The sequence below is a fragment of the Loigolactobacillus bifermentans DSM 20003 genome, assembly GCF_001434575.1.
In the GTDB taxonomy this organism is placed as follows: Bacteria; Bacillota; Bacilli; order Lactobacillales; family Lactobacillaceae; genus Loigolactobacillus; species Loigolactobacillus bifermentans.
The window spans coordinates 14,733-34,251 of the sequence record NZ_AZDA01000007.1; the positions used below are offsets into that span (position 1 = coordinate 14,733).

General features: G+C 46.6%; 20 protein-coding genes and 1 other annotated feature. Of the genes, 5 read left to right on the forward strand and 15 right to left on the reverse strand.

Annotation, left to right across the window (positions count from 1 at the left end; all coding sequences use genetic code 11):
- Positions 1-25: 25 nt before the first annotated feature.
- Positions 26-562 (reverse strand): TetR/AcrR family transcriptional regulator, encoded by a 537-nt coding sequence (locus FC07_RS01770; protein WP_057903417.1) that lies wholly within the window; start codon positions 560-562, stop codon positions 26-28.
- Positions 563-676: 114 nt separating this feature from the next.
- On the opposite strand from FC07_RS01770, the gene FC07_RS01775 reads away from it, so the two are divergent.
- Both FC07_RS01775 and dat read left to right on the forward strand, forming a co-directional pair.
- Positions 677-1,696, forward strand: a complete 1,020-nt coding sequence (locus FC07_RS01775; RefSeq protein ID WP_057903418.1) for an SDR family NAD(P)-dependent oxidoreductase — start codon at positions 677-679, stop codon at positions 1,694-1,696.
- Positions 1,697-1,740: 44 nt separating this feature from the next.
- The gene (gene dat, locus FC07_RS01780; RefSeq protein WP_057903419.1) at positions 1,741-2,589 is read left to right on the forward strand and encodes a D-amino-acid transaminase; all 849 of its coding nucleotides are present in this window, start codon (positions 1,741-1,743) and stop codon (positions 2,587-2,589) included.
- Between the two features lie 45 nt (positions 2,590-2,634).
- On the opposite strand, the gene FC07_RS01785 is transcribed toward dat, so the two are convergent.
- The 5 genes from FC07_RS01785 to FC07_RS01805 all read right to left on the reverse strand — a co-directional run bounded on the left by FC07_RS01785 (position 2,635) and on the right by FC07_RS01805 (position 6,523).
- The gene (locus tag FC07_RS01785) at positions 2,635-3,381 is read right to left on the reverse strand and encodes a nitroreductase family protein (protein ID WP_057903420.1); all 747 of its coding nucleotides are present in this window, start codon (positions 3,379-3,381) and stop codon (positions 2,635-2,637) included.
- Positions 3,382-3,468: 87 nt separating this feature from the next.
- Entirely contained in the window at positions 3,469-4,113 is a 645-nt protein-coding gene (locus FC07_RS01790; RefSeq protein ID WP_057903421.1) for an ATP-binding cassette domain-containing protein, read from the reverse strand.
- A gap of 4 nt (positions 4,114-4,117) precedes the next feature.
- A complete protein-coding gene (gene modB / locus FC07_RS01795; protein ID WP_235807434.1) occupies positions 4,118-4,762 on the reverse strand; it encodes a molybdate ABC transporter permease subunit in 645 nt (214 codons plus the stop codon).
- Positions 4,763-4,773: 11 nt separating this feature from the next.
- Positions 4,774-5,553, reverse strand: coding sequence for a molybdate ABC transporter substrate-binding protein (modA, locus tag FC07_RS01800; protein WP_057903423.1), 780 nt, complete (start codon positions 5,551-5,553; stop codon positions 4,774-4,776).
- Between the two features lie 316 nt (positions 5,554-5,869).
- Positions 5,870-6,523, reverse strand: coding sequence for a TetR/AcrR family transcriptional regulator (locus FC07_RS01805; protein ID WP_057903424.1), 654 nt, complete (start codon positions 6,521-6,523; stop codon positions 5,870-5,872).
- A gap of 181 nt (positions 6,524-6,704) precedes the next feature.
- Between FC07_RS01805 and FC07_RS01810 the strand changes: the two genes are divergently transcribed.
- Positions 6,705-7,358: an acyltransferase gene (locus tag FC07_RS01810; RefSeq protein ID WP_057903425.1), complete on the forward strand. Its 654-nt coding sequence runs from the start codon at positions 6,705-6,707 to the stop codon at positions 7,356-7,358.
- A 36-nt stretch (positions 7,359-7,394) separates the two neighbouring features.
- Here the strand turns inward: FC07_RS01810 and FC07_RS01815 are convergent, their stop codons facing one another.
- The 3 genes from FC07_RS01815 to trpX are packed head-to-tail and all read right to left on the reverse strand — an operon-like array spanning position 7,395 to position 10,055.
- A complete protein-coding gene (locus FC07_RS01815; protein WP_057903426.1) occupies positions 7,395-8,174 on the reverse strand; it encodes an ABC transporter ATP-binding protein in 780 nt (259 codons plus the stop codon).
- Positions 8,161-9,069 (reverse strand): ABC transporter permease, encoded by a 909-nt coding sequence (locus FC07_RS01820; RefSeq protein ID WP_057903427.1) that lies wholly within the window; start codon positions 9,067-9,069, stop codon positions 8,161-8,163. The genes FC07_RS01815 and FC07_RS01820 overlap by 14 nt, the downstream gene beginning before the upstream one ends.
- Positions 9,066-10,055 (reverse strand): tryptophan ABC transporter substrate-binding protein, encoded by a 990-nt coding sequence (gene trpX / locus FC07_RS01825; protein ID WP_057903460.1) that lies wholly within the window; start codon positions 10,053-10,055, stop codon positions 9,066-9,068. The genes FC07_RS01820 and trpX overlap by 4 nt, the downstream gene beginning before the upstream one ends.
- Positions 10,056-10,627: 572 nt before the next feature.
- Positions 10,628-10,870: a binding site (T-box leader), on the forward strand.
- Positions 10,871-10,931: 61 nt separating this feature from the next.
- Between trpX and FC07_RS01830 the strand changes: the two genes are divergently transcribed.
- Entirely contained in the window at positions 10,932-11,915 is a 984-nt protein-coding gene (locus FC07_RS01830) for a ketopantoate reductase family protein (RefSeq protein ID WP_057903428.1), read from the forward strand.
- Between the two features lie 235 nt (positions 11,916-12,150).
- Here FC07_RS01830 and FC07_RS01835 read toward each other — a convergent pair whose 3' ends face one another.
- Positions 12,151-12,921: a tyrosine-protein phosphatase gene (locus tag FC07_RS01835; protein WP_057903429.1), complete on the reverse strand. Its 771-nt coding sequence runs from the start codon at positions 12,919-12,921 to the stop codon at positions 12,151-12,153.
- 113 nt (positions 12,922-13,034) lie between these two features.
- Positions 13,035-14,306: an NADP-dependent isocitrate dehydrogenase gene (icd, locus tag FC07_RS01840; RefSeq protein WP_057903430.1), complete on the reverse strand. Its 1,272-nt coding sequence runs from the start codon at positions 14,304-14,306 to the stop codon at positions 13,035-13,037.
- A gap of 127 nt (positions 14,307-14,433) precedes the next feature.
- Between icd and FC07_RS01845 the strand changes: the two genes are divergently transcribed.
- The gene (locus FC07_RS01845) at positions 14,434-15,171 is read left to right on the forward strand and encodes a DUF554 domain-containing protein (RefSeq protein WP_235807432.1); all 738 of its coding nucleotides are present in this window, start codon (positions 14,434-14,436) and stop codon (positions 15,169-15,171) included.
- A 40-nt stretch (positions 15,172-15,211) separates the two neighbouring features.
- Here the strand turns inward: FC07_RS01845 and FC07_RS01850 are convergent, their stop codons facing one another.
- From FC07_RS01850 to FC07_RS01865, 4 genes are all read right to left on the reverse strand, one after another.
- On the reverse strand, positions 15,212-16,507 hold the full coding sequence (locus tag FC07_RS01850; RefSeq protein ID WP_083483160.1) for an MFS transporter: 1,296 nt from the start codon (positions 16,505-16,507) through the stop codon (positions 15,212-15,214).
- A gap of 172 nt (positions 16,508-16,679) precedes the next feature.
- On the reverse strand, positions 16,680-18,134 hold the full coding sequence (locus tag FC07_RS01855; RefSeq protein WP_057903432.1) for an MFS transporter: 1,455 nt from the start codon (positions 18,132-18,134) through the stop codon (positions 16,680-16,682).
- Positions 18,135-18,215: 81 nt separating this feature from the next.
- The gene (locus FC07_RS01860; RefSeq protein ID WP_057903433.1) at positions 18,216-18,734 is read right to left on the reverse strand and encodes a TetR/AcrR family transcriptional regulator; all 519 of its coding nucleotides are present in this window, start codon (positions 18,732-18,734) and stop codon (positions 18,216-18,218) included.
- 108 nt (positions 18,735-18,842) lie between these two features.
- Complete coding sequence (locus tag FC07_RS01865) at positions 18,843-19,517, reverse strand: ABC transporter ATP-binding protein (RefSeq protein WP_057903434.1); 675 nt, start codon at positions 19,515-19,517, stop codon at positions 18,843-18,845.
- Between the last annotated feature and the right edge of the window lie 2 nt (positions 19,518-19,519).

Sequence of the window (19,519 nt, forward strand, 5' to 3'; positions counted from 1 at the left end):
CCTTTTTGACTTTAGTATACCTTAGTTAGCCGGCTAATTGGGCCGCAATTTGCGCTAATAACTGCCGCGGTGTTTGTTTGCCAGCCTTGATCCAGTCTAAAGTTATTTGATAGAGACCGGCGGCCACAAATTGGGTGTAATAGTGCGCATAAGCCCCGGTAAACGGGCGACTTTTTACAAAATCACGGTAGAACTGCGTGACAAAATAAGTGAAGCGCTGGTTTAAAATCGGCTCGGCCCCACTTTTCAGGAGGACTTCAAATAAGTCACTATGTTCATCGACATACTGAAAATAGGCTTGGCTGATAAAAGCAGCCTGTTTATCTGGAAGCTGTGCGAGAAACTGATAAAATGGCTGAATATACGCGTCAAAGTAGTCTTTCAAAACGGCCTCTTTCGACGGATAGTTGCGGTAAAACGCCATTCTGGAGATACCGGCTTTTGCGGCTAAAGCACTGATAGTAATGCTTTGAAAGGTTTGCTGGCGCATTAGGGCAAATAATGCTAATTGTAAACTTTCTTGGCTGAGCTGTTTTTGTTCTTGGCGGTACTGATTTGGCATAACAATTTCCCTCTCTTTGTCACGTAACCCTTGAATAAGCTTGTCTTTTAAGTCACTTCAGCTTAGCATAGGCAGCAATGATGTCACAACTGTAACGTGAAAGGTGAGCGCAACATGACACAGCATTTTGATCAACGAACAACGGCGGCACAAGTGATGCAAGGGATTCAACGCCCCCAACAAGTTGCAGTGGTAACCGGTGGCTATAGTGGGGTGGGCTTGCAGGTGACGAAAGCTTTAATCAAAGCGGACATGCAGGTCATTGTACCTGCGCGCAGACCAGCTGTGGCGCAGCAAATAATGCAACAATTACCGCAAGTTATTGTGTTGCCTTGTGATTTAATGGTAGCCCGGTCAATTAATGACTTTGCGGATCAAGTGTTACAACGTTTTCGACGGATAGACCTATTTATTGGTTGTGCAGGAATTATGTTTGCACCACTACGTCGAGATGCTGCAGGTAACGAATCGCAATTTTCAGTGAATTATTTAGGACACTTCCGATTACTAAAACGACTTTATCCGGCTTTAAGAGCCGGCCACGCGCGGGTCGTATTGGCCACGTCACGGGCACAAAGTTGGAATGGCGTTGATTTTGAAGATCCTAATTTTCAACGGCGGCCCTATGATCCAAAAGTGGCCTATGCACAGTCCAAAACAGCTGATATTTTATTAGCTGTTGAATTGGATCGCTTGGCCCAAAAAGACGGGGTACGTGCTTTTGCTGTTCATCCAGGGTTGATTCCAGGCACCAATTTAGGTCGTTTTATGCAACATTCAGCGCGCTTGCGCAAGCTCAGCGCCTGGCTGCTAAATCATGGTGGCACGACCGTGATCAACGGGCGGCATCGTTTTCAAGCCTGGCGCCATAACCGTTCAGAGTATGATTATTTTAAAACGCCGGCACAAGGTGCGGCCTCAATATTATGGGCAGCAACGAGTCCAACTTTGGCGCAGCACGGAGGGGTATTTATTGAGGATTGCCATGTTGGTCAAGTTGTAACGGCTGAAAGTACTTCTAAATATGGCGTTCGTCCTTGGGCTGTTGATCAGGACTTAGCGCGGCAATTATGGCAGTTAGGGGAACAGCTGAATCAGTTTCAATTTAAAATTCCCTCTAGTCAAACTCACTAAAACCAGTTATGGTAGACGTAAGCGCTATAATGGGAGGTCAGAAAATGAAAGTTTTATGGAATGATCAAGTGGTTGAACGTGACACGGTTAAAATCGATATTGAGGATCGTGGGTATCAGTTTGGCGACGGTTTGTACGAAGCGTTACAAGTTTACAACGGCAAAATGTACATGGTGAAAGAACATTTTGAACGGTTACAACGTTGTGCTAAAAAGATTCGAATGGCGTTACCATATCCAGTTGAAGCCATTATCGCTAATTTGAACAAGTTAATTGCAGCGGAACAGATCCAAAATGGCGTCATGTATCTACAGGTGACCCGTGGAGTAGAACCACGGGATCATAATTTGCCAGAACCAGGGACGATTCCTGGCGTTTTAACCGCCAATGTCACGCCAATTGAGCGGTTGACTCAAATGCAACAGGCTGGTTTAAAAACTGTGGTGGTGCCAGATCAACGGTGGTTGCATTGTGACATTAAGTCCTTAAGCTTATTAGGCAATTTGTTATCTTTAGATGAAGCCCGGACACAAGGCTATGATGATGCGCTGTTACAGCGCGATGGTTACTTTACAGAAGCCTCTGCTTCTAACTTATGGTTTGTGGTGGGGGATACGATCTACACCCATGAGGATGGCAATTTGGTCTTACCAGGGATTACCAAAATCAAAACATTAGCTTTGGCACGCGAACTCGGTTTGACGGTTAAAGAAGAAGCCTTCCCGGTTAGCCGTTTGGCAGAGGCAACTGAATGTTTTGAAACCAATTCAGTTTGGGAAGTGGTGCCTGTGGTAGCCATCAATGGACGCCAGTTAACAGCAGGTGCAGGCCCAATCACAGCACAATTGCAGAAAGCTTATATTGCTGCGGTTAATGACTTTATTGAAGCTTAATCAAAACAGCGCTGAAAATTTTTCAGCGCTGTTTTTTGAGTCCGATTAAAGTTTAAACCCTTGTTGTTCAATTAAGCTTCTAAAATCAGCGCGGTTGGGGTTGTGTACGTCGGCTAAGCGGCTGACCATGTGGCTAAAGCGCTCTTGCCGCGGCTGACCTTTGCGGGTGTTGTAGTAAGCGTAAACGGTTTTGTCATAAGCCGCGATTTGTGCGTCATAGTCAGCCACGTGGTGATAGGTATCCGTCATCACATGAACGGCATGTGGCAAACGAGGCTTTTGTTCAGGTTTATCATTCGGCTCACCAAAGGCAACCCCAAATAATGGGAAGGTGTACTGTGGCAAATGAAGCAGTTTCACCATTGCGGGCACGTCATTTAAGATGGAGCTCATAATCAAGGTACCTAACCCTTCGCTTTCAGCAGCGGCTGCAAAATTTTGTGCCGCTAATGTGGCATCAAAAACGCCAGCTAGAAAATGATCGAAGTCCGCTAAATGTTGGGAATCAGCGGCGTCTTTGGCAAAGGTAATGTTCCGATTTTGATCGGCAATAAAAATCACCAATTCACCGTGGTCGGCTACAAAATCATGGTTGCCAATTTTAGAGATGGCCGCCAGTTGGGCGGGATCTTTAATGCGTAACATCGAATAAGATTGCATAAATTGCGTATTCGCAGCCATTTGGGCCACGTTTAAGAAACGGGTGACTTGTTCATCTGGAATCGGTTTGGTGGTGAATTGCCGAATCGTCCGATGGTTTAAAAGAATTGTTTCAACGTCATTTTGAGCCATGTTCAAAAAACCTCCCTATGATCATGCGTTCAGTTCATAAAACACTTACTTTTTGAAACCGATTGAACACCTCTATCATAAGGCCTTTTACGGTGTTTGAACAGAGGTCAATTGTAAGAGCTGGTCTGTAAGGGCCGTGAGCTCATCACGGCGATGAGAGACTAAAATAACTTGTGTTTGGGGCTGTTCGGCCAGCACTTGTTTCGTTAAAGCAATGGTCTGATGGCGTAATGCATCGTCCAAGCCGGTAAACGGCTCATCGAGCAGCAATAATTGCGGTTGTTGGACCAAGGCACGGCACAGCGCTACGCGCTGACGTTGGCCGCCAGAGAGTTGGTTAACGGGTTGCTGTAAATAAGGCGTTAGGCCTAATTGGGCCACTAAACGTTCCTGCAATGCGTCAGGATAAGGGGGTGGACAGGCCTTTAACTTCTGATAAAAAGTAATATTTTGCCAAGCTGTTAAATTTGGAAACAGCGCCAAACTTTGGAAGACAAAGCCCACTTGTCGTTGGCGTGCCGGTAGGTTGTATTGTTGCTGCTGTGAAAACCAAACTTGATCGTTAAAGGTAATTTCACCAGCATCTGGTGTCAATAGACCAGCAAGCATGCGCAAAACAGTGGTTTTACCAGTTCCGGATGACCCCATTAACCCATAGATCTGTTGGGTAAGGCGGGCTTTAAACTGAATATGGCAATGGGCCATTTGTTTTTCAACGTTGATGGTCAACATAACATCACCTCGTTTGACGGGCGCTGAGAAAATGAATGATCAGTAAGGCAAAAATACCAATGGCAATATCGATAGTACTGAGATAAATTGCGGTGCGGGCGTCGCCGTTTTGAATGGCATAGTAAATCGAGGTGGCAATGGTGTCCGTTTTGCCTTCAATGTAACCGGCGACCATTAATGAAGCACCGAATTCACCTAACCCGCGACAAAAGGTGAGCAGCAGGCCAATGATCAGGCCTTGATAGGCATTGGGGATGATCACATAGCGCATGATTTCCCAGTTAGAGGCCCCCATCACTGTTGCGGCTTCGATCAAGGTTTGGTCAACACTTAGCAGGGCCGCTTTGATGGCCTGATAGATAATGGGAAGCACGACGATCAAAGTTGCCAGCGTAGCACCAGTTAAGGTGAAGATCACACTGTAGCCATGAAAAATCGCCAGTAATTGGCCGAGAATGCCATATTGTCCAAAGGCCTGGAGCAAGAAAAGCCCAATCACCGTTGGCGGTAGCACCAAGGGCAACAGGAATAAACTTTCCAGGAGCCAACCCCAACGTAGGCGGTATTGGAGCAGGTAATAGGCTAACGGTAATGCAATTAAAAAAGTAATCGCAGTAGCGACACTTGCGATTACTAATGAATGGAGCACAGGCAAGAACATTACTTCACCGTGGCCATTTTAAAGTCGGCCGCCTTGAAAACCTTTTGTGCTGTTTTACCCTTTAAATAACGATTAAATTGTTGCACCGCTTTTTTCTCGGTCTTATCTGTAGTGGTAACGCCTACGTAGTAACGGATCGGGGCGTGGGTGCTGGCAGGCACTGTTTTCACAATGCGAACTTTTTTACTGATTTTAGCATCGGTGCGATAAACAAAGCCTAAATCAGCATTGCCAGCGGCAACATAAGCTAAGACCTGGCGAACATCGTTAGCATAAACAAATTTAGATTTTAATGTTTGGTCTAATTTGAGCTTCTGCAAGCTTTCAGTGGCATAACGACCAGCAGGGACCAGTTTTGGTTGCCCAATGGCAATCTTTTTAGCCTGCTTTAAGTCGCTGGTTAAAGAGCCTTTTAAAGGATCCGCCTTTTTATTTTGGACGACAACCAGGTCATTTTTAAGTAACACAAAGCTGTTCGTGGCCTTGTTTTTATCGGTTAAGGCCGTCATATCTGCTTCACTGGCCGTTAAAACACCGTCGATTGGGGCACCTTCTAAAACTTTTTGCTTAATTTGACCAGAACCCGCAAAATCAAACTCTAACTTGATGTTACTGTGCTTTTTTTCGTACTTCTGGCCGATTTCGGTTAAGGTGTCTTTCAAACTGGCAGCGGCTGAATAGTGTAACGTTACCTTATCTGCCGCATACGTAGGTGTCCCGCCAGCGATACCAGCGCCTAATAAACCCAATAATAGTGCTGCAAATGCCCGTTTTTTCATGATCAAACTCCTTCCAAAGGTGACTGAAAGCACAGTCCCTTTGATGTGTAATTGGTTGCTGTAGCATGAGTATACTAGTAATGAGAAAACGGTTTCAACAATTATTTTTTGAGCTGCCGGACATTGTCATAAAATAGGAATATAAATACAATTAAAAGCATTTTTATAGTGTAATTTGCTTAAAACAAACAAAATTTTATGATAAAGTGAGCTTAATTTTTTTGTGGCAAGCTGAATGATTAACAGGATTTTGCTTGATTTAGGTCAATTTAGAATCAAAACGCACTGCCATTTCAGGCAGTGCGTCCAGTCAGCTTTAAGGTTCAGGGGTGGCCGCTAAAGCCTGGGTCAAGAAAGCAATAATGCCACTGATTTCCTTTTCGGCAGATAATAATGCGGTGACGTCTGGGTCAAAGAGATTATTTTCAGTGAAATATGTGGTTACCGCTGTGAAAATAATCAACAATAATTCTGTGTCGGCATCGGTGCTGATCAAGTGGGCCTGGCGTAAGCGTTGGAAATGATCAGGATCGGCTGCCAATAAGAGTTGTGCAAAATAAGCGATTTGCTCGGATTGGATCGCCGTTGTTTGGTTCATTAAAGTCGTTAAGAGTTGCATTTGTTGTGGCTGGCCGTGCATGAGACGCAAAAAGGCAGGCACAATTTGTTCAAGGCTCGCCATCAGTGATGTGGCCGGTGTCAGTGGTTTTAAATACTGCGGCAGGGTATTTTTGAGAAATGGTTTTAAAATGGCGGCAGCGACCATCAATTTTGACGGAAAACGTTTATGCAATTGCCGCTCTGGTATTTTTAAATTTTTAGCAAGTTCATGAAATGTGGTGTCTTGGTAGCCGAAGGTACTAAAAACAGCTAAGCAGGCCCGTAAGCGCAATTGTGGCTCAGGCTGCTGCAGTTGTGCTGGGTCAGCGATCTTTGCGTACGCCAACGCCAAGGTTGATTCAGTTGGCATGATGATCCCCCCTTGTCTTACTTTCCATTTTAGCCATTCTCACTTGGTTTGTGAACCAAAATGAGGGATGTATATTTTTTGAGTTTGAGCCATTAAATCAGTACGATAAAGTTAAAGCGAGTCAGGTTAGCTTATTTTTGTTGTGACAGTTTGATCCTGAGAGGAAGCAGGTGCATCTGATATGACGATTTTACTCTCTATTTTGAGGAGTATTTATTGGAACTTTAGGATTTTTCCGTTTGCGGTGGCCCGGCATTTACCGTTGCTGATCCACTATCGTTACCGGGTAAAGGTCGCGCGCGGAAGTATTCAAATTACCAATCCACAGTTGAAATTTGCAATGTTAAAAATTGGTTTGTTTGGCGCTGAAGAAATTCCCATTCAAGGAATTGGGAGTTTGATCATTAAAAATGGCGGTGAGCTGGTGGTCACCGGGCCAATGTTCATTGGTGCAGGCAGTAGTGTAATCATCGACCACGGGCACTTAACCATTGGGGCCTCTTTTTGGATGAACCGCAATGGTCTGCTGTCGATTTCTCATGCGTCACGGATCGGTGCAGAGAATATTTTTGGGTGGCAGGTGGCGTTGATCGATGGGAATGGCCATCACATTCAATATCGCGATCAACAATTCCCGAAAAAAGGCATCCAGCTAGGGCAGCATAACTGGTTAGCGGCGCAAGTCAGTGTCTTATCTGGGGCGGAGTTAGGGGATCATAATGTGGTAAGTTACGGGTCACTGGTCACCAGCAAACCGTACGTGCATCGTTCGCACCAATTATATGGCGGGGTACCGGCACATCCGATTCGCACGATCGTAACCTGGCACGACTAAAAAAAACGCCTAAAATGGCGTTTTTTTAGTGGCTGCTTATTCAATCGTATCAAAGAAGCTTAATAGCTTGTCCTTGGTTAGTTCTGCTTTGGCTTGACCGCGAACGTCAAATTTGACCTTACCTTGATCCAATACGATCAGGCGGTTACCATATTTCAAGGCGTCATCTAAATGATGGGTGATCATGAGACAGGTTAATTGTTGTTCCGTTACGTGCAGGTTGGTTTGATGCATCAGTTCTTCACTGGTTTTGGGATCCAACGCCGCTGTGTGCTCGTCTAGTAACAGTAAATCAGGGCGTTGTTCCGTGGCCATTAAGAAGCTCAGCGCTTGGCGCTGGCCACCTGACAGGTTTTCAGTAGCGGTGTTCAAGCGTTCGGACAGCCCGTTGTTCATGGTCGCCGTCAGTTCTTTGAAATGCGCCAAATTTGATTTTAGGTGGCGCAAGCGTAACGTGCGTCGTTGCCCACGTTGGCTGGCCAGTAATAAGTTTTCGGCAACGGTCATGCGCGGGGCGGTGCCCATTTTAGGATCCTGGAACACCCGGGCTAAAAAGGCGGTGCGCTTTTCAACCGAAGCATGGGTAATGTCGTGCTCCTTTAAGGTGATCGTGCCGCTGGTAACTGGTAAATCGCCACTAATGGTATTAAAGAGGGTTGATTTACCCGCCCCATTAGAGCCTAAGACGGTGACAAAGTCGCCTTCGTAAACATCTAAGTTCAATTGATTTAAAATCGTCACTTCATTGGGGGTGCCTGCATTAAAGGTGGTCACAATGTTGTGAAGCGCGAGTAACGGTGTTTTAGTCTGCGTCATATTTGGCGACTCCTTTCTGCAAGACATGGTTCAAGTGTAAGGCTTTACTAAACTGCGGTAACATGAGGCAAATGGCCAGGATAATGGCGGATAACAAGTTCATATCGTTGGTGTTGAAGCCTAATTGTAAGACTAATAAGCGCACAAATTGATACAAAATACTGCCTAAGGTTACGGCGACTAAACGTTGGTTCAGGGTTAATTCACCGAACACAACTTCCCCAATAATAATTGAGGCTAAGGCAATGACGATGATCCCGATCCCCATACTGACATCGGCGTAACCGTTGTTTTGGGCGATTAAGGCGCCACCTAAACCAATGATACCGTTGGAGACCATTAAGCCCATAATGGTCATGTTATCGGTGTTGATTCCAATGGAACGGGCCATGACGCGGTTATCACCGGTGACGATAAAGGCTTGGCCTAAGTTGGTTTGCAAGAAAAGCACTAACAAAACGGTGATCACGGCAATCACGATAAAGCCGACGTAGACGCTGTCGAAATATTTTGGTAATGATTCTAAAAAGTGATTGGAGAAAATCGTTGTTTTACCCAATAACGAAACGTTGGAGCTGCCACCCATGATCCGCAAGTTAATGGATAAGCAGGCGGTCATGACTAAGATCCCGGCTAACAAAATTGGCACTTTGCCTTTGGTGTACAGCAGGCCTGTGACTAAACCAGTCACAGCGCCGGCAACAAAGGCTAACGCCGATGCCAAAATGGGGTTCATGCCGTGGGCGATCAAGGTGACGGCCACAGCAGCGCCTAATGGAAACGTGCCTTCAACGGTCATATCAGGGAAATCTAAAATGCGGAAGGTTAAGAACAAGGCGACCCCTAATGTGGCCCATAAGAGCCCTTGCCCGATACTAGAAACGATCATACTCATTTGAAAACTTCCCCCTTTGTTTGTGCTTCTTTTAAGACGCTGTCTGGGAAGGTATAGCCTAATTTTTTGGCTTCACTTAAGTTCACGGTCATCTTCCCTTTGGTAATTAATTTGATGGCATAATTGCTAGTTGCTTTGCCTTTTAAGACCTTGGCTGCCATTTCACCAGATAACTTGCCTAATTCGTATTGGTCAACGGATAAGGTGGCTAAGCCGCCATCTTTTACCATGGTATCAACGGCTGGGATCACTGGGATCTTGGCTTTGTTGGTGACGTTGATCAAGGTCTTCATGGCACTGGCAACGCCGTTATCCTGTGGTGCGTAAACGGCATCCACTTGTGAGGCCATAGTTTCAGAAACTTGTTGCATATCATTGGTGTTGGCTAAGGTATACATCTTGTAAGCCACGCCTTCTTGTTTACAGATCCGAGCGAATTTCTTGGCGTTGTACTCACCACCGTGATCAGAAGTGGTATAAATGATCCCGATGGTTTTGGCCTTGGGGAATAATTGCCGTAACAGGTCTAAATGTGATTTAAGCGGGGATTCACCAGAAGTCCCGGTAACATTGTTGCCTGGTTTTTCATTGCTTTTGATCAAACCACTGCCAGCTGGATCCGTGATTCCGGCTAAGATCACCGGTGTTTTGCCTTTGGCAGCTGTTGACAAGGCCTGCGCGGCTGGGGTGGCAATGGCCACTGTTTCAGCTGCATTTTCATTCATGAATTTTTGACTCATGGTTTTCAAATTACTTTGATCCCCTTGGGCGTTTTGATAATCGATTTTAACGGTTTTGCCGGGGACATAACCGTTTTCCTTTAAACCAGCGACCACGCCGCGATGAATGGCGTCTAAGGCAGGATGGGTTTGTAATTGGAGAATCCCAACGGTTGGGATCTTGTTGGTTTTTGTGGTTTGTGTACCGCCTGTTTTGAAAAATGCAACCCCCAAGAAAACCACTAATGCGGTAATAAATGCAATCATGCGTTTCACTTTGTTCACCTCAACTCAAAATTTTTGAACCTTTTTTGTGGGCAGAATTTGGAAATAAAAAAAGGGCAAACCAGAAAGCTCTGGTTTGCCCTTTACGGAACCGAAGCCTGCTGTGTTAAAACCCATGCAGACTTCTTTGGATGTCAAAGTTAAGCCGGCACAGATACAAACTGTTTGCCAGATTGTATCCGTGTGGCGGAATTACAATCTGATTAGCCGGCTTTGCCATGAACTGTTCAAATTGAATTGCGAAAACTTTGTCATCGTTGGTTCCTCTCTTCCGTAAGTTGTTGCACTAAGTATAGGCCTAATGTGAAAATCGTGTCAAGCAGAATTTTTAAAAATTTGATGAGAGGCACGATCTGGCCGACTAGGTTCAGGATGCTGTTACAAGCCCCTTGGATAGAAGTAATCGGAATTAAGAACAGGGGCCAACATGACCATGAGGTGGCGTGATTGATGAATTGGTCGGTGTCTTTTTAAAAAATCTTGGCTAGCAGTTGACAACTGAAAAGAACCGTGATAGATTAATAGGCAATTAGTAACCGATTAAAAATAAATTACAAAACACTTTGAAAAAGAAAAAGTATTTCTCATTCAATTGTCAGCGAGCTTCGTCAGGTGAAAGGAAGCCAATTGAATCTGAAAGAAGATCATCTTTGAGTGCCGGGATGAACCAAGTAATTTCCGGTGGGTGCGCCCATTATTGCGTCATTGTATCGCTATTTCGGTAGCCGTACAGGGAGAGGCATGTTGCGCGAGCAAGATGCAAACAAAAGGTGGTAACACGAATTTTCGTCCTTTAACTGTCAGAGACAGTTAGGGGACTTTTTTAATCGGTTAAATTTGAGGAAGGAAGTTGAGATTATGAAATTTACAGTTGTTGGTGCAGGTGCGATGGGGTTGCGCTATGGGGTTTTGTTGCAAGAAGCAGGTAACGAGGTTGAATTTGTGGATGGCTGGGCACCACATGTTGAAAAAATGCGCGCGCAAGGCGGCGTTTATGTGAACCGTGACCACCAGAATCAGCATTTAGTCCCGGTCAAAGTCTTTTATCCTGAAGAGTACCAACGCCAAGACCAGGATGTTCTGATCTTCTTCCTCAAGCAAATGCAATTAGCTGATATGTTGAAACGTTGCGAACATTTCTTCAATGACCAACAGTATGTGTTGACTTGCATGAATGGCATGGGCCATGTTGAAAAGTTATTACAATATTTTAAACCCGAAAAAGTCGTTGCAGGCACCGCTTTAGTGGCGACGATTTTAGACAAGCCTGGTCAGGTGGACTTTGTGGGGAAACCAGGGGCCGGCACCATGAATTTAGCCAATTATACAGAAAAGCCAGATGAATTGACCCACCAATTAGTCGCTGAATTAGAAAAGGCCAACTTCCATCCTAATTTAACCACCAACTTTAAAGGCACGTTAATGGCAAAAGTGGTGTTCAATTCGGTGGTCAACACCTTGTGTACCTTGTTTGAGATCACCATGGGCGAATATGCCGGCTACCCTGGTGCTGATGAAATGTCCAAGCAATTGATCGACGAGGCCTATGATGTTTGCGAGCGTGATGGCATTGTGATGTTAAACACCCGGGAACAAGAATTGGCATCGGTTAACTATGTTAGTAAGGTTGCCAATCCATTGCATTACCCATCCATGTACCAAGACATGAGTAAAAATCGGCCCACCGAAGTGGATTATATCAATGGTTATCTGGTGAAGTTAGGTCAAAAATACAATTATAATGCGAAGACCCATGCCTTCTTGACCCATTTGGTCCACTTAGCAGAACATACGCGTCAGGCGCAAGCAACGGACGCACAACCCGCTGCACAAGCTGTTTAAAAGCGTGCAAAAATGTGGGTGGGCCATAATGCGTTTAGGTGACCAGGATTAACGAAAAGTAGCTCCGGACTCTGGTTTTTGAGTCTGGAGCTACTTTGTTGTTAAAGGTCGGAATCTGCATTATGGCGCACGTTAGAGGCCGATTTTGTTCCTTTTTCAGATAAATTTAAAATCGGCCGGGTGCGGTGTGCAAACCAAAATAAGTAATTACGGCTCAGCCTCATTATTTTGAAATCTATTTGGTTAAATATAGGCGCTTGAGATCAGCTACGTCCTGTTTTGAAAAGCCTAGTTCGGTTTGGAGATAACGTTCTGGCGAACCCGATAAAGCCTTGATGGTGGCCAAAACAGCCGCCACGTTAGTCGCCTCCACGCTTAAATGCTGGTTCATTTGATTGGTCATGGCTTCGCTTTCGTTTTCCGCCACGATTTGGGCAATTTCATGCTGGCGGGCGCCAAAGATCTGGTTGGTCAGGAGGTAATCTTGCTGGATCACAGCGGGTAAAACGTCTAACACGGCCAGCACTAAAATCGCGCCAACCCCGGTACGATCTTTGCCTGCCGCACAGTGAAAGACCACACTTTCGTTGTCGCCGGTATTGGCCAGCATATCACTGAAAATTTGCCGCCAAGCTTGTTGGGGATGGGAATCAGCGACCATTTGTTGGTAGGTTTGGGTAAACATGGCAAACGGCGAAGCAGGTAAGTTGATCTGTAAGCCACGCAAGGCATGATCGTCTGTAAATGGGTAAACCGGTGTATTCGTATATTGCGTCACAGCCGGCAATCGATCAGGATAAACACGCGCTTCATGTTCTGAACGCAGGTCAACATCGTAACGCAGGCCATAGTGCTTTAAGGTCACAAGATCAGTTGGCGTTAGCTGATCCAGGCTGCCGGCCCGTAAAATCTTTTGCCATTTGACTTGCTGGCCAGTGGTAGTGGCGTAACCGCCTAATTCGCGAAAATTCACGCCACCTTCTAGTTGTAACACCCGTTGTTTCACATGAAACACCTCTTTCTGTCTAATTATTATACTGGTTTTTAGCGGGAAACGATAGCGAGTAGCTTAGCGAGACCAACAAAAAAGCGCACCTAAACGTACGCTTTAAAAGTGATTTAGTCTTGCTTTGCGATACAGTCACATAAGTAAGCGCCAAATTCTTTGGTACCTAATTCAGTGGCATCAGATAATTGTTGGGCAAAGTCCCAAGTAACATGTTTAGCGGCAACGGCAGTGGCAATCGCAGCGCGAATGCGCTGGGCCACAGGTTGCCAGCCGAGGTAATCAAACAACATAGCACCAGAAAGCAGCAATGAACTAGGATTTAATTTGTTTTGGCCGGCGAAGTCAGGTGCGCTACCGTGGGTGGCTTCAAACACCGCATGGCCTGTATCATAGTTAATGTTGGCGCCAGGGGCAATGCCGATCCCGCCAACTTGTGCGGCTAAGGCATCAGAAATGTAATCCCCATTGAGATTCAAAGTGGCGATCACTTGGTAATCTTCCGGATGTAACAAAATTTGTTGCAGGAAGTTATCTGGTAACCGGTCGTTGACAAAGACTTTAGCCGCCGCTTGGGCTTGGTCGGCTGCGGCGGCACCTTGTTCCTGTGCGATTTGATCGTATTGTAATTGGGTTAATACGTCGGGTTGACTGAAGTGCTTTTCAATGGCGGCGTAGCCCCAGTTTTTAAAGCCACCTTCTGTGAATTTCATAATGTTGCCTTTATGCACTAACGTGACTTTGTGCAAGCCTTGTGCCAGGGCATAGTCCACTGCGGCAATCACCAACCGGGCGGTGCCTTCATCAGAGACAGGTTTGATCCCAAAAGCAGATGTTTCTGGAAAACGGACTTTACTGATTTGTTGGGTTTGGGTTAAAAAGTTTTTAAGTTCAGTTGCTTCAGGTGAATCCGCTTTAAATTCAATCCCGGCATAAATGTCTTCTGTGTTTTCACGAAAAACGGTCATGTCAACCTTTTCTGGGGCCACAACAGGGGCTGGTGTGCCATCAAAATAGCGCACCGGCCGGACGCAGGCGAAAAGATCCAAGGTATGGCGAATGGTCACGTTTAATGACCGAAACCCTTTGCCAATCGGGGTGGTTAAGGGGCCTTTAATACTGACAAGGTGGTCCTTAAGGCTGTCCAAAGTGGCTTTGGGTAAATACTCACCAGTAGCTTCAAATCCCTTTTGGCCGGCTAGGACTTCTACCCATTTGACTTGGCGCTGGGTACCGTACGTTTTGGCAACCGCCGCATCGAACACTGGCTGCGCAGCTTGCCAGATTTCAGGGCCAATGCCATCGCCTTGGATAAACGGAATCTCAGGCTGGTCTGGCACGATTAATTGACGGGTCGTTGCATCAAATTTTAAGTTAGCAGACATAGAAAAGCACTCCTTGATATGATAATATTCTAATATATCTAATTATTTTTTAATGTAACATTTTTTAATATTATGTGCAAGCCGGATTGGGCCGGTGAGCCTACAATGAAGCTGTTAAAGTAGGGATGTGACGCGTATTTATTTTGTAGGAATTGGGACTGTTGTAAATACTGGTGCGATTGTGATCGGCGGGCTGCTAGGCTATTTATTTCAGCGTTTATTAAGTGAAAAGTTGCAACAAACGTTGATGCAAGCCATTGGAGTTGCGGTGCTGTTTATTGGGATCTCAGGGACGTTAAGCCGCATGCTGGTGATCCAGCACGATCAAATCAGTACGCAAGGCATCATGATGGCAACTGTTTCATTGGCAATTGGCGCCATTTTAGGTGAATTAATTGATATTGAAGCGAAGTTTGATCGTCTCGGCCGTTGGCTGCGGCAACGGGTGGGGCAAGGCAATGATTCAAAGTTTATTGATGGCTTTGTTAGCGCCTCGTTAACCACTTGTGTAGGGGCGATGGTGATCATTGGACCGTTGCAAGACGCCTTGGCCCATGATCCCACGATGTTGTTTACCAAAGCGTTATTGGACGCGGTGATCGTTGCCATTTATACGGCAGCTTTTGGATTAGGCGCTACTTTTTGTGCGTTACCTGTGTTTGTGGTGGAAATCGCAGTGACTTTTTTAGCGGTGTTGATCAATGAATTCTTAACCACCCCGATGACCAATGGCATTTCGTTGGTGGGCTCCATGATGATCTTTTGTATTGGGGTCAATTTACTGTTTCCGAAGAAAATTCGGGTAGCTAATTTATTACCGGCCATTGTGGTCGTGGTACTATATGCTGCTGTTTGGCCAAATTAAAACCCAGTCCGCAAATGGACTGGGTTTTTAGTTTGACGTTTTAGGCCCGTTGTTTCGGCAAGCGTAAGCTTAACAGCCAGCCGCATAAGCCGACAATGGCAAACACGAAGAAGGTGGCCCGAAAACCGGCGATCGGTTGTCCAGTGACGGTTTGAACTTGTTGTAAGATCACAGTGGCCATGGCAACCCCTAAGGAGCCTAGCAGCTGCCGGGCCGTGGTGGTGACGGCCGTGCCGTCAGACAATAAGGCTTTGGGCAAGGCGTTAGCACCAGTAGTGACAGCCGGCATCATCACAAAGGCATTGCCTGCTTCAACTACCATGGCCCAAACAATGGCTAGCCACAGTGGCAAGTGACCGGCTAATAAGGTTAAGCCCACAAACCCCACCACGATCAAGCTCATGCCGATCATGACCACCCGCCGGGGGCCAAAGGCGTCGAGCATTTTACCAGCGCGCGGGTTTAACACCGATAAAAGTGCCGCGGCCGGGACTAAGGAAAGACCGGAGATCAAAGGTGATACTTTTAAAATCGTTTGGAAATAAAGCGGCATGATGATCGTTGTGACAATTAACCCAATGTAAGAGATCCCAGTGAGAAAAACAGCTAAGGTGAACTGGGATGTTTGTAAAACCCGCAACTGCAATAACGGTTTTTCCTGATGCCATTGGCGCCGGACAAACCAAACCGCTGCTAAAAGCGCCACAATGGCAATGATGAACAGGCCCAGGGTAAAGTCAGTATGGGTGGCCGTGGATAACACGTAAAGTAAAGCGGGAAAACTAGCCGCCAAAATCACCGACAACCAATCCAGCCGGCTAGGCGTTAACGTCATCACATCACGAATGGTCCGAGTTGAAGCGATGAGCACCCCAATTGAAACCAAAAGGAATAAGGCAAACAACGCCCGCCATGAAAACCAGGTGAGTAAGACGCCGGAGATAATGGGACCAACGGCCAAGGCAGACCCCATGACTAACCCAGCCGTGCCCATCACGGCGCCACGCTGGGTTTGCGGGGTGATCGTGAGCAGCACCGTTTGGAAACTTGGGAAAATGATCCCTACTGCTAAGGCCTCTAATAACCGGCCAACCAATAACAGCCCAAAGCTGGGCGCCCAAATACACAGGGCAGTTCCAACGGCAAATAAGGCCACCACGCCTTGAAATAAGCGTTTGAACCCACAGTTGGTCAATAACCAAGGGGAAACAGGAATCATAAGACTCATGACTAGCATGAAGCCGGTGGTGAGCCAGGCCACAGTGCTAGCACTTTGATGAAACGTGCGCATAAATGCGGGGTAAGCGGTACTTAAGGCAGACTGTGAAATCGACATGGAAAAGGTGCCGGTTAGCAGCGTTGCCACAAAAGCCCGTTGTGAAAAAGATGTTGTTTTCAAGAAAAACTCGCCTCCAAGAATAAGTTAGGGTATCCCAACTTCTAATTTCATGATACCGCTAATGAAGGCAGAACAAAAGCGCCGACTTAGGTCGACGCTTTGCGCAAACTTATTTGATAACGTTACGATTAGGATCCCATAAATTTAACAGTAAGACGAGTACTAATAAAACCACCACCACTGCAAAAACCGCATGCAGCCCTTGTAATAGCACTAAATTGATCGCAGCTTGATGGGCCAGGTGTTGCGTGTGATCCGCGCTAATGGCCTTGTTCAGCTGCTGAAATGGAATCGACCCCCGGTTCAGGTTCAGGCTGAGATTCAAAACGGCACCGTAAATGCCGGCCAATAAGGTTTGTCCCAGGGAACGACCTAAGGTGAACATGGCCGTTGCAGAACCGATCATATTGGTGGGCACCAGATGCTGGCTTAAAATCGTGTTCATGCTGACCACTAAGCCCATGCCAGTCCCATTTAAGGCGGCGATCACATAAAATAAGGCCACGGGAAAATGTAAGTTGGTAAACAGCAGGCCAGCGTAAACCACGGTTAAAATGCTGACCACTAACAAAATCGTGTATTTGGGCACGTAATGCGCCAAAATGTAGCCGACGAAAAATGAGGCTACCAGCCACATAATGGAGCTGGAACTCACTGCCAAACCGGCACTGGTGGCGGGTAAATGGTACAGCGACTGTAACCAAATTGGAAAGTAAGTTTGGTAAGCAATCAAGGCGCCGCTTAATAACATCGCCGTTCCGATTTGAACCGTAAAGGTTTTATTTTGAAACATTTTTGGATCGATCAAGGGTTCCGTGGCGCGGTGCTCGCACCGCCATAAGCCGCTAAACCCAATCACAGCCACGATGAACAGGAATAAGGTGTCCAGGGGCTTATGGTCTAATTGCTGCACGGCAAGGAGTAAACTGACCAACATCACCGCCAGCCACAAAATACCGGCCAGGTCGACTTGCAGTTTCACCTGCGGGCGCTTGGGCTCACGATAACCGATCCAGATCAGCACCAGCACCATTAATCCCAAAGGCACGTTGACGAAGAAAACCCAATGCCAGGACAGGGTATCCACTAAAAAGCCGCCTAATAGTGGCCCAATCAACGCGGATAAGCCCCAAGCGGTATTGTTCAGCGCCATAATTTTAGCGCGTTCTTCATAACTGTAATAGTCTGCAATAATGGTGAAGGTCAGCGGCATAACGGCGCCGGCCCCGATGCCTTGTAACGCGCGGGCCAAGATCAAGATCCCAATGTGGGGGGCCAAGCCACTCAGGCCAGAGCCTAAGGTGAAGATCAAGACACCCCATTGAAAGATTCGCTTACGCCCCAGCACATCCGCCAGTTTGCCGTAGATCGGCGTGGTCACCGCAGTGGTGAGCAGGTACGCGCTCATGATCCAACTTTGAAAGGCCAAGCCATGTAGCTTGCTAATGATGGTGGGTAAGGCGGTGGTGACAATGGTCACTTCGACAGAGGTCATGAAGGTTGCAATGAAAACTGCCGCCATTACCAGTGCCCGTGCCGATTTTTGTTGTGATTGTTTTGTCATAAATGAAACGCACCTTTACTTAAATTTTGTTGCACCCGGTCCAGCTTAAGCCGCCGGTTTTCAAAAGCCAAGCACCAATCGTTAAACCAAACGTTGTAAGGCGGCCTCTAAAAAGCTTAGGAACTTATCAGATTGGTCGGGATGCAGCAAGATTTCTTTAATGGCGGTGTGGCACAGGACTTGAATCGCCCATTGTTGCCCGGTATAAGGGGCCGGGATGCTTGAACCCGCATGGTTTAAGGACAACAGCGCTTCATTTTTGTCAAAATGCAGTTTGACTAAGTCGTAATAACGACTTTTTTCAGCGGTGTCCACAAATAAACGCACAAACTTCATGTAGTCAGCCGCTTGTAAATTATCGTGCATTAACGCACGCAACGGTTCATGAATGGCCATGATGGCCCGGTGATAAACATAATGGTACGCATCGGTTAGGTCCGCAAAATACTTATAAAAGGCGCCACGGGCGATCTGGGCTTCCTTGACGATTCGCGCAACTTGCGCATCAGCCAGTGAGTAGTGTGAAAATTCAGTCAACAGGGCCTGGAAGATTCGCTCTTGCTTGGCATCTGATAAGTTAAGGAAGGTTTGGGTTGGCATAGTTTGACTTGTCACTTCTTTCGATTGAATTCGTTAACACTTATTATAGCAGGCTCGTGAAAAAAAGCGCTAGGGAAGCGAAATTAAGCTTCCCTAGCGCTTTTCAGATCAACTGGCTTTGGTGAGCACCCCATCTTGCATGTGATAAAGCTGGTCGGCGGCTTCAACCAGGCGGGCGTCATGGGTGACCACCACCACGGCCTTCTGGTGCTGCACGGCGAGTGTTTTCAAAAGCTGCGCCACAACTTTGACCCGTTCGCCGTCTAAGGCAGCGGTGGGTTCATCCGCTAAAATAATGGCCGGATCGGGGTATAGCGCCCGCGCAATGGCCACCCGCTGTTGTTGGCCGCCGGACAGTTCGCCAGGGTATTTGTGCAGCAGGTCTTGGATGCCTAATGTGGCCAGGACTTGTTTGAGGGCCTCAGGCTCAAGATTGCCTGTTGGCTTCACTTTCGTCACCAATTTTAATTGATCCGCCACGGTGAGGTAAGGCAGTAGATGGTACGTTTGTAAAATGAAGCCAATTTCGTCTAGCCGCAACGCATCGCGTTCTTTTTTGGAGCGGTCATGGTAGTCGGTGCCATTGACAGTTACCGTGCCACTGGTAGGGGTCAACAAACCACCAGCAATGGTTAAAAACGTACTTTTACCGGAACCAGAAGGCCCCATGATCAAACTTAACGTGCCAGGTTGGGCTGAAAAATTAACATCATGTAACACCTGGACTTCGGCGCTACCGGTTCCAAAGGTTTGGTTAACATGTTTCATTTCAAATGCATTCATCA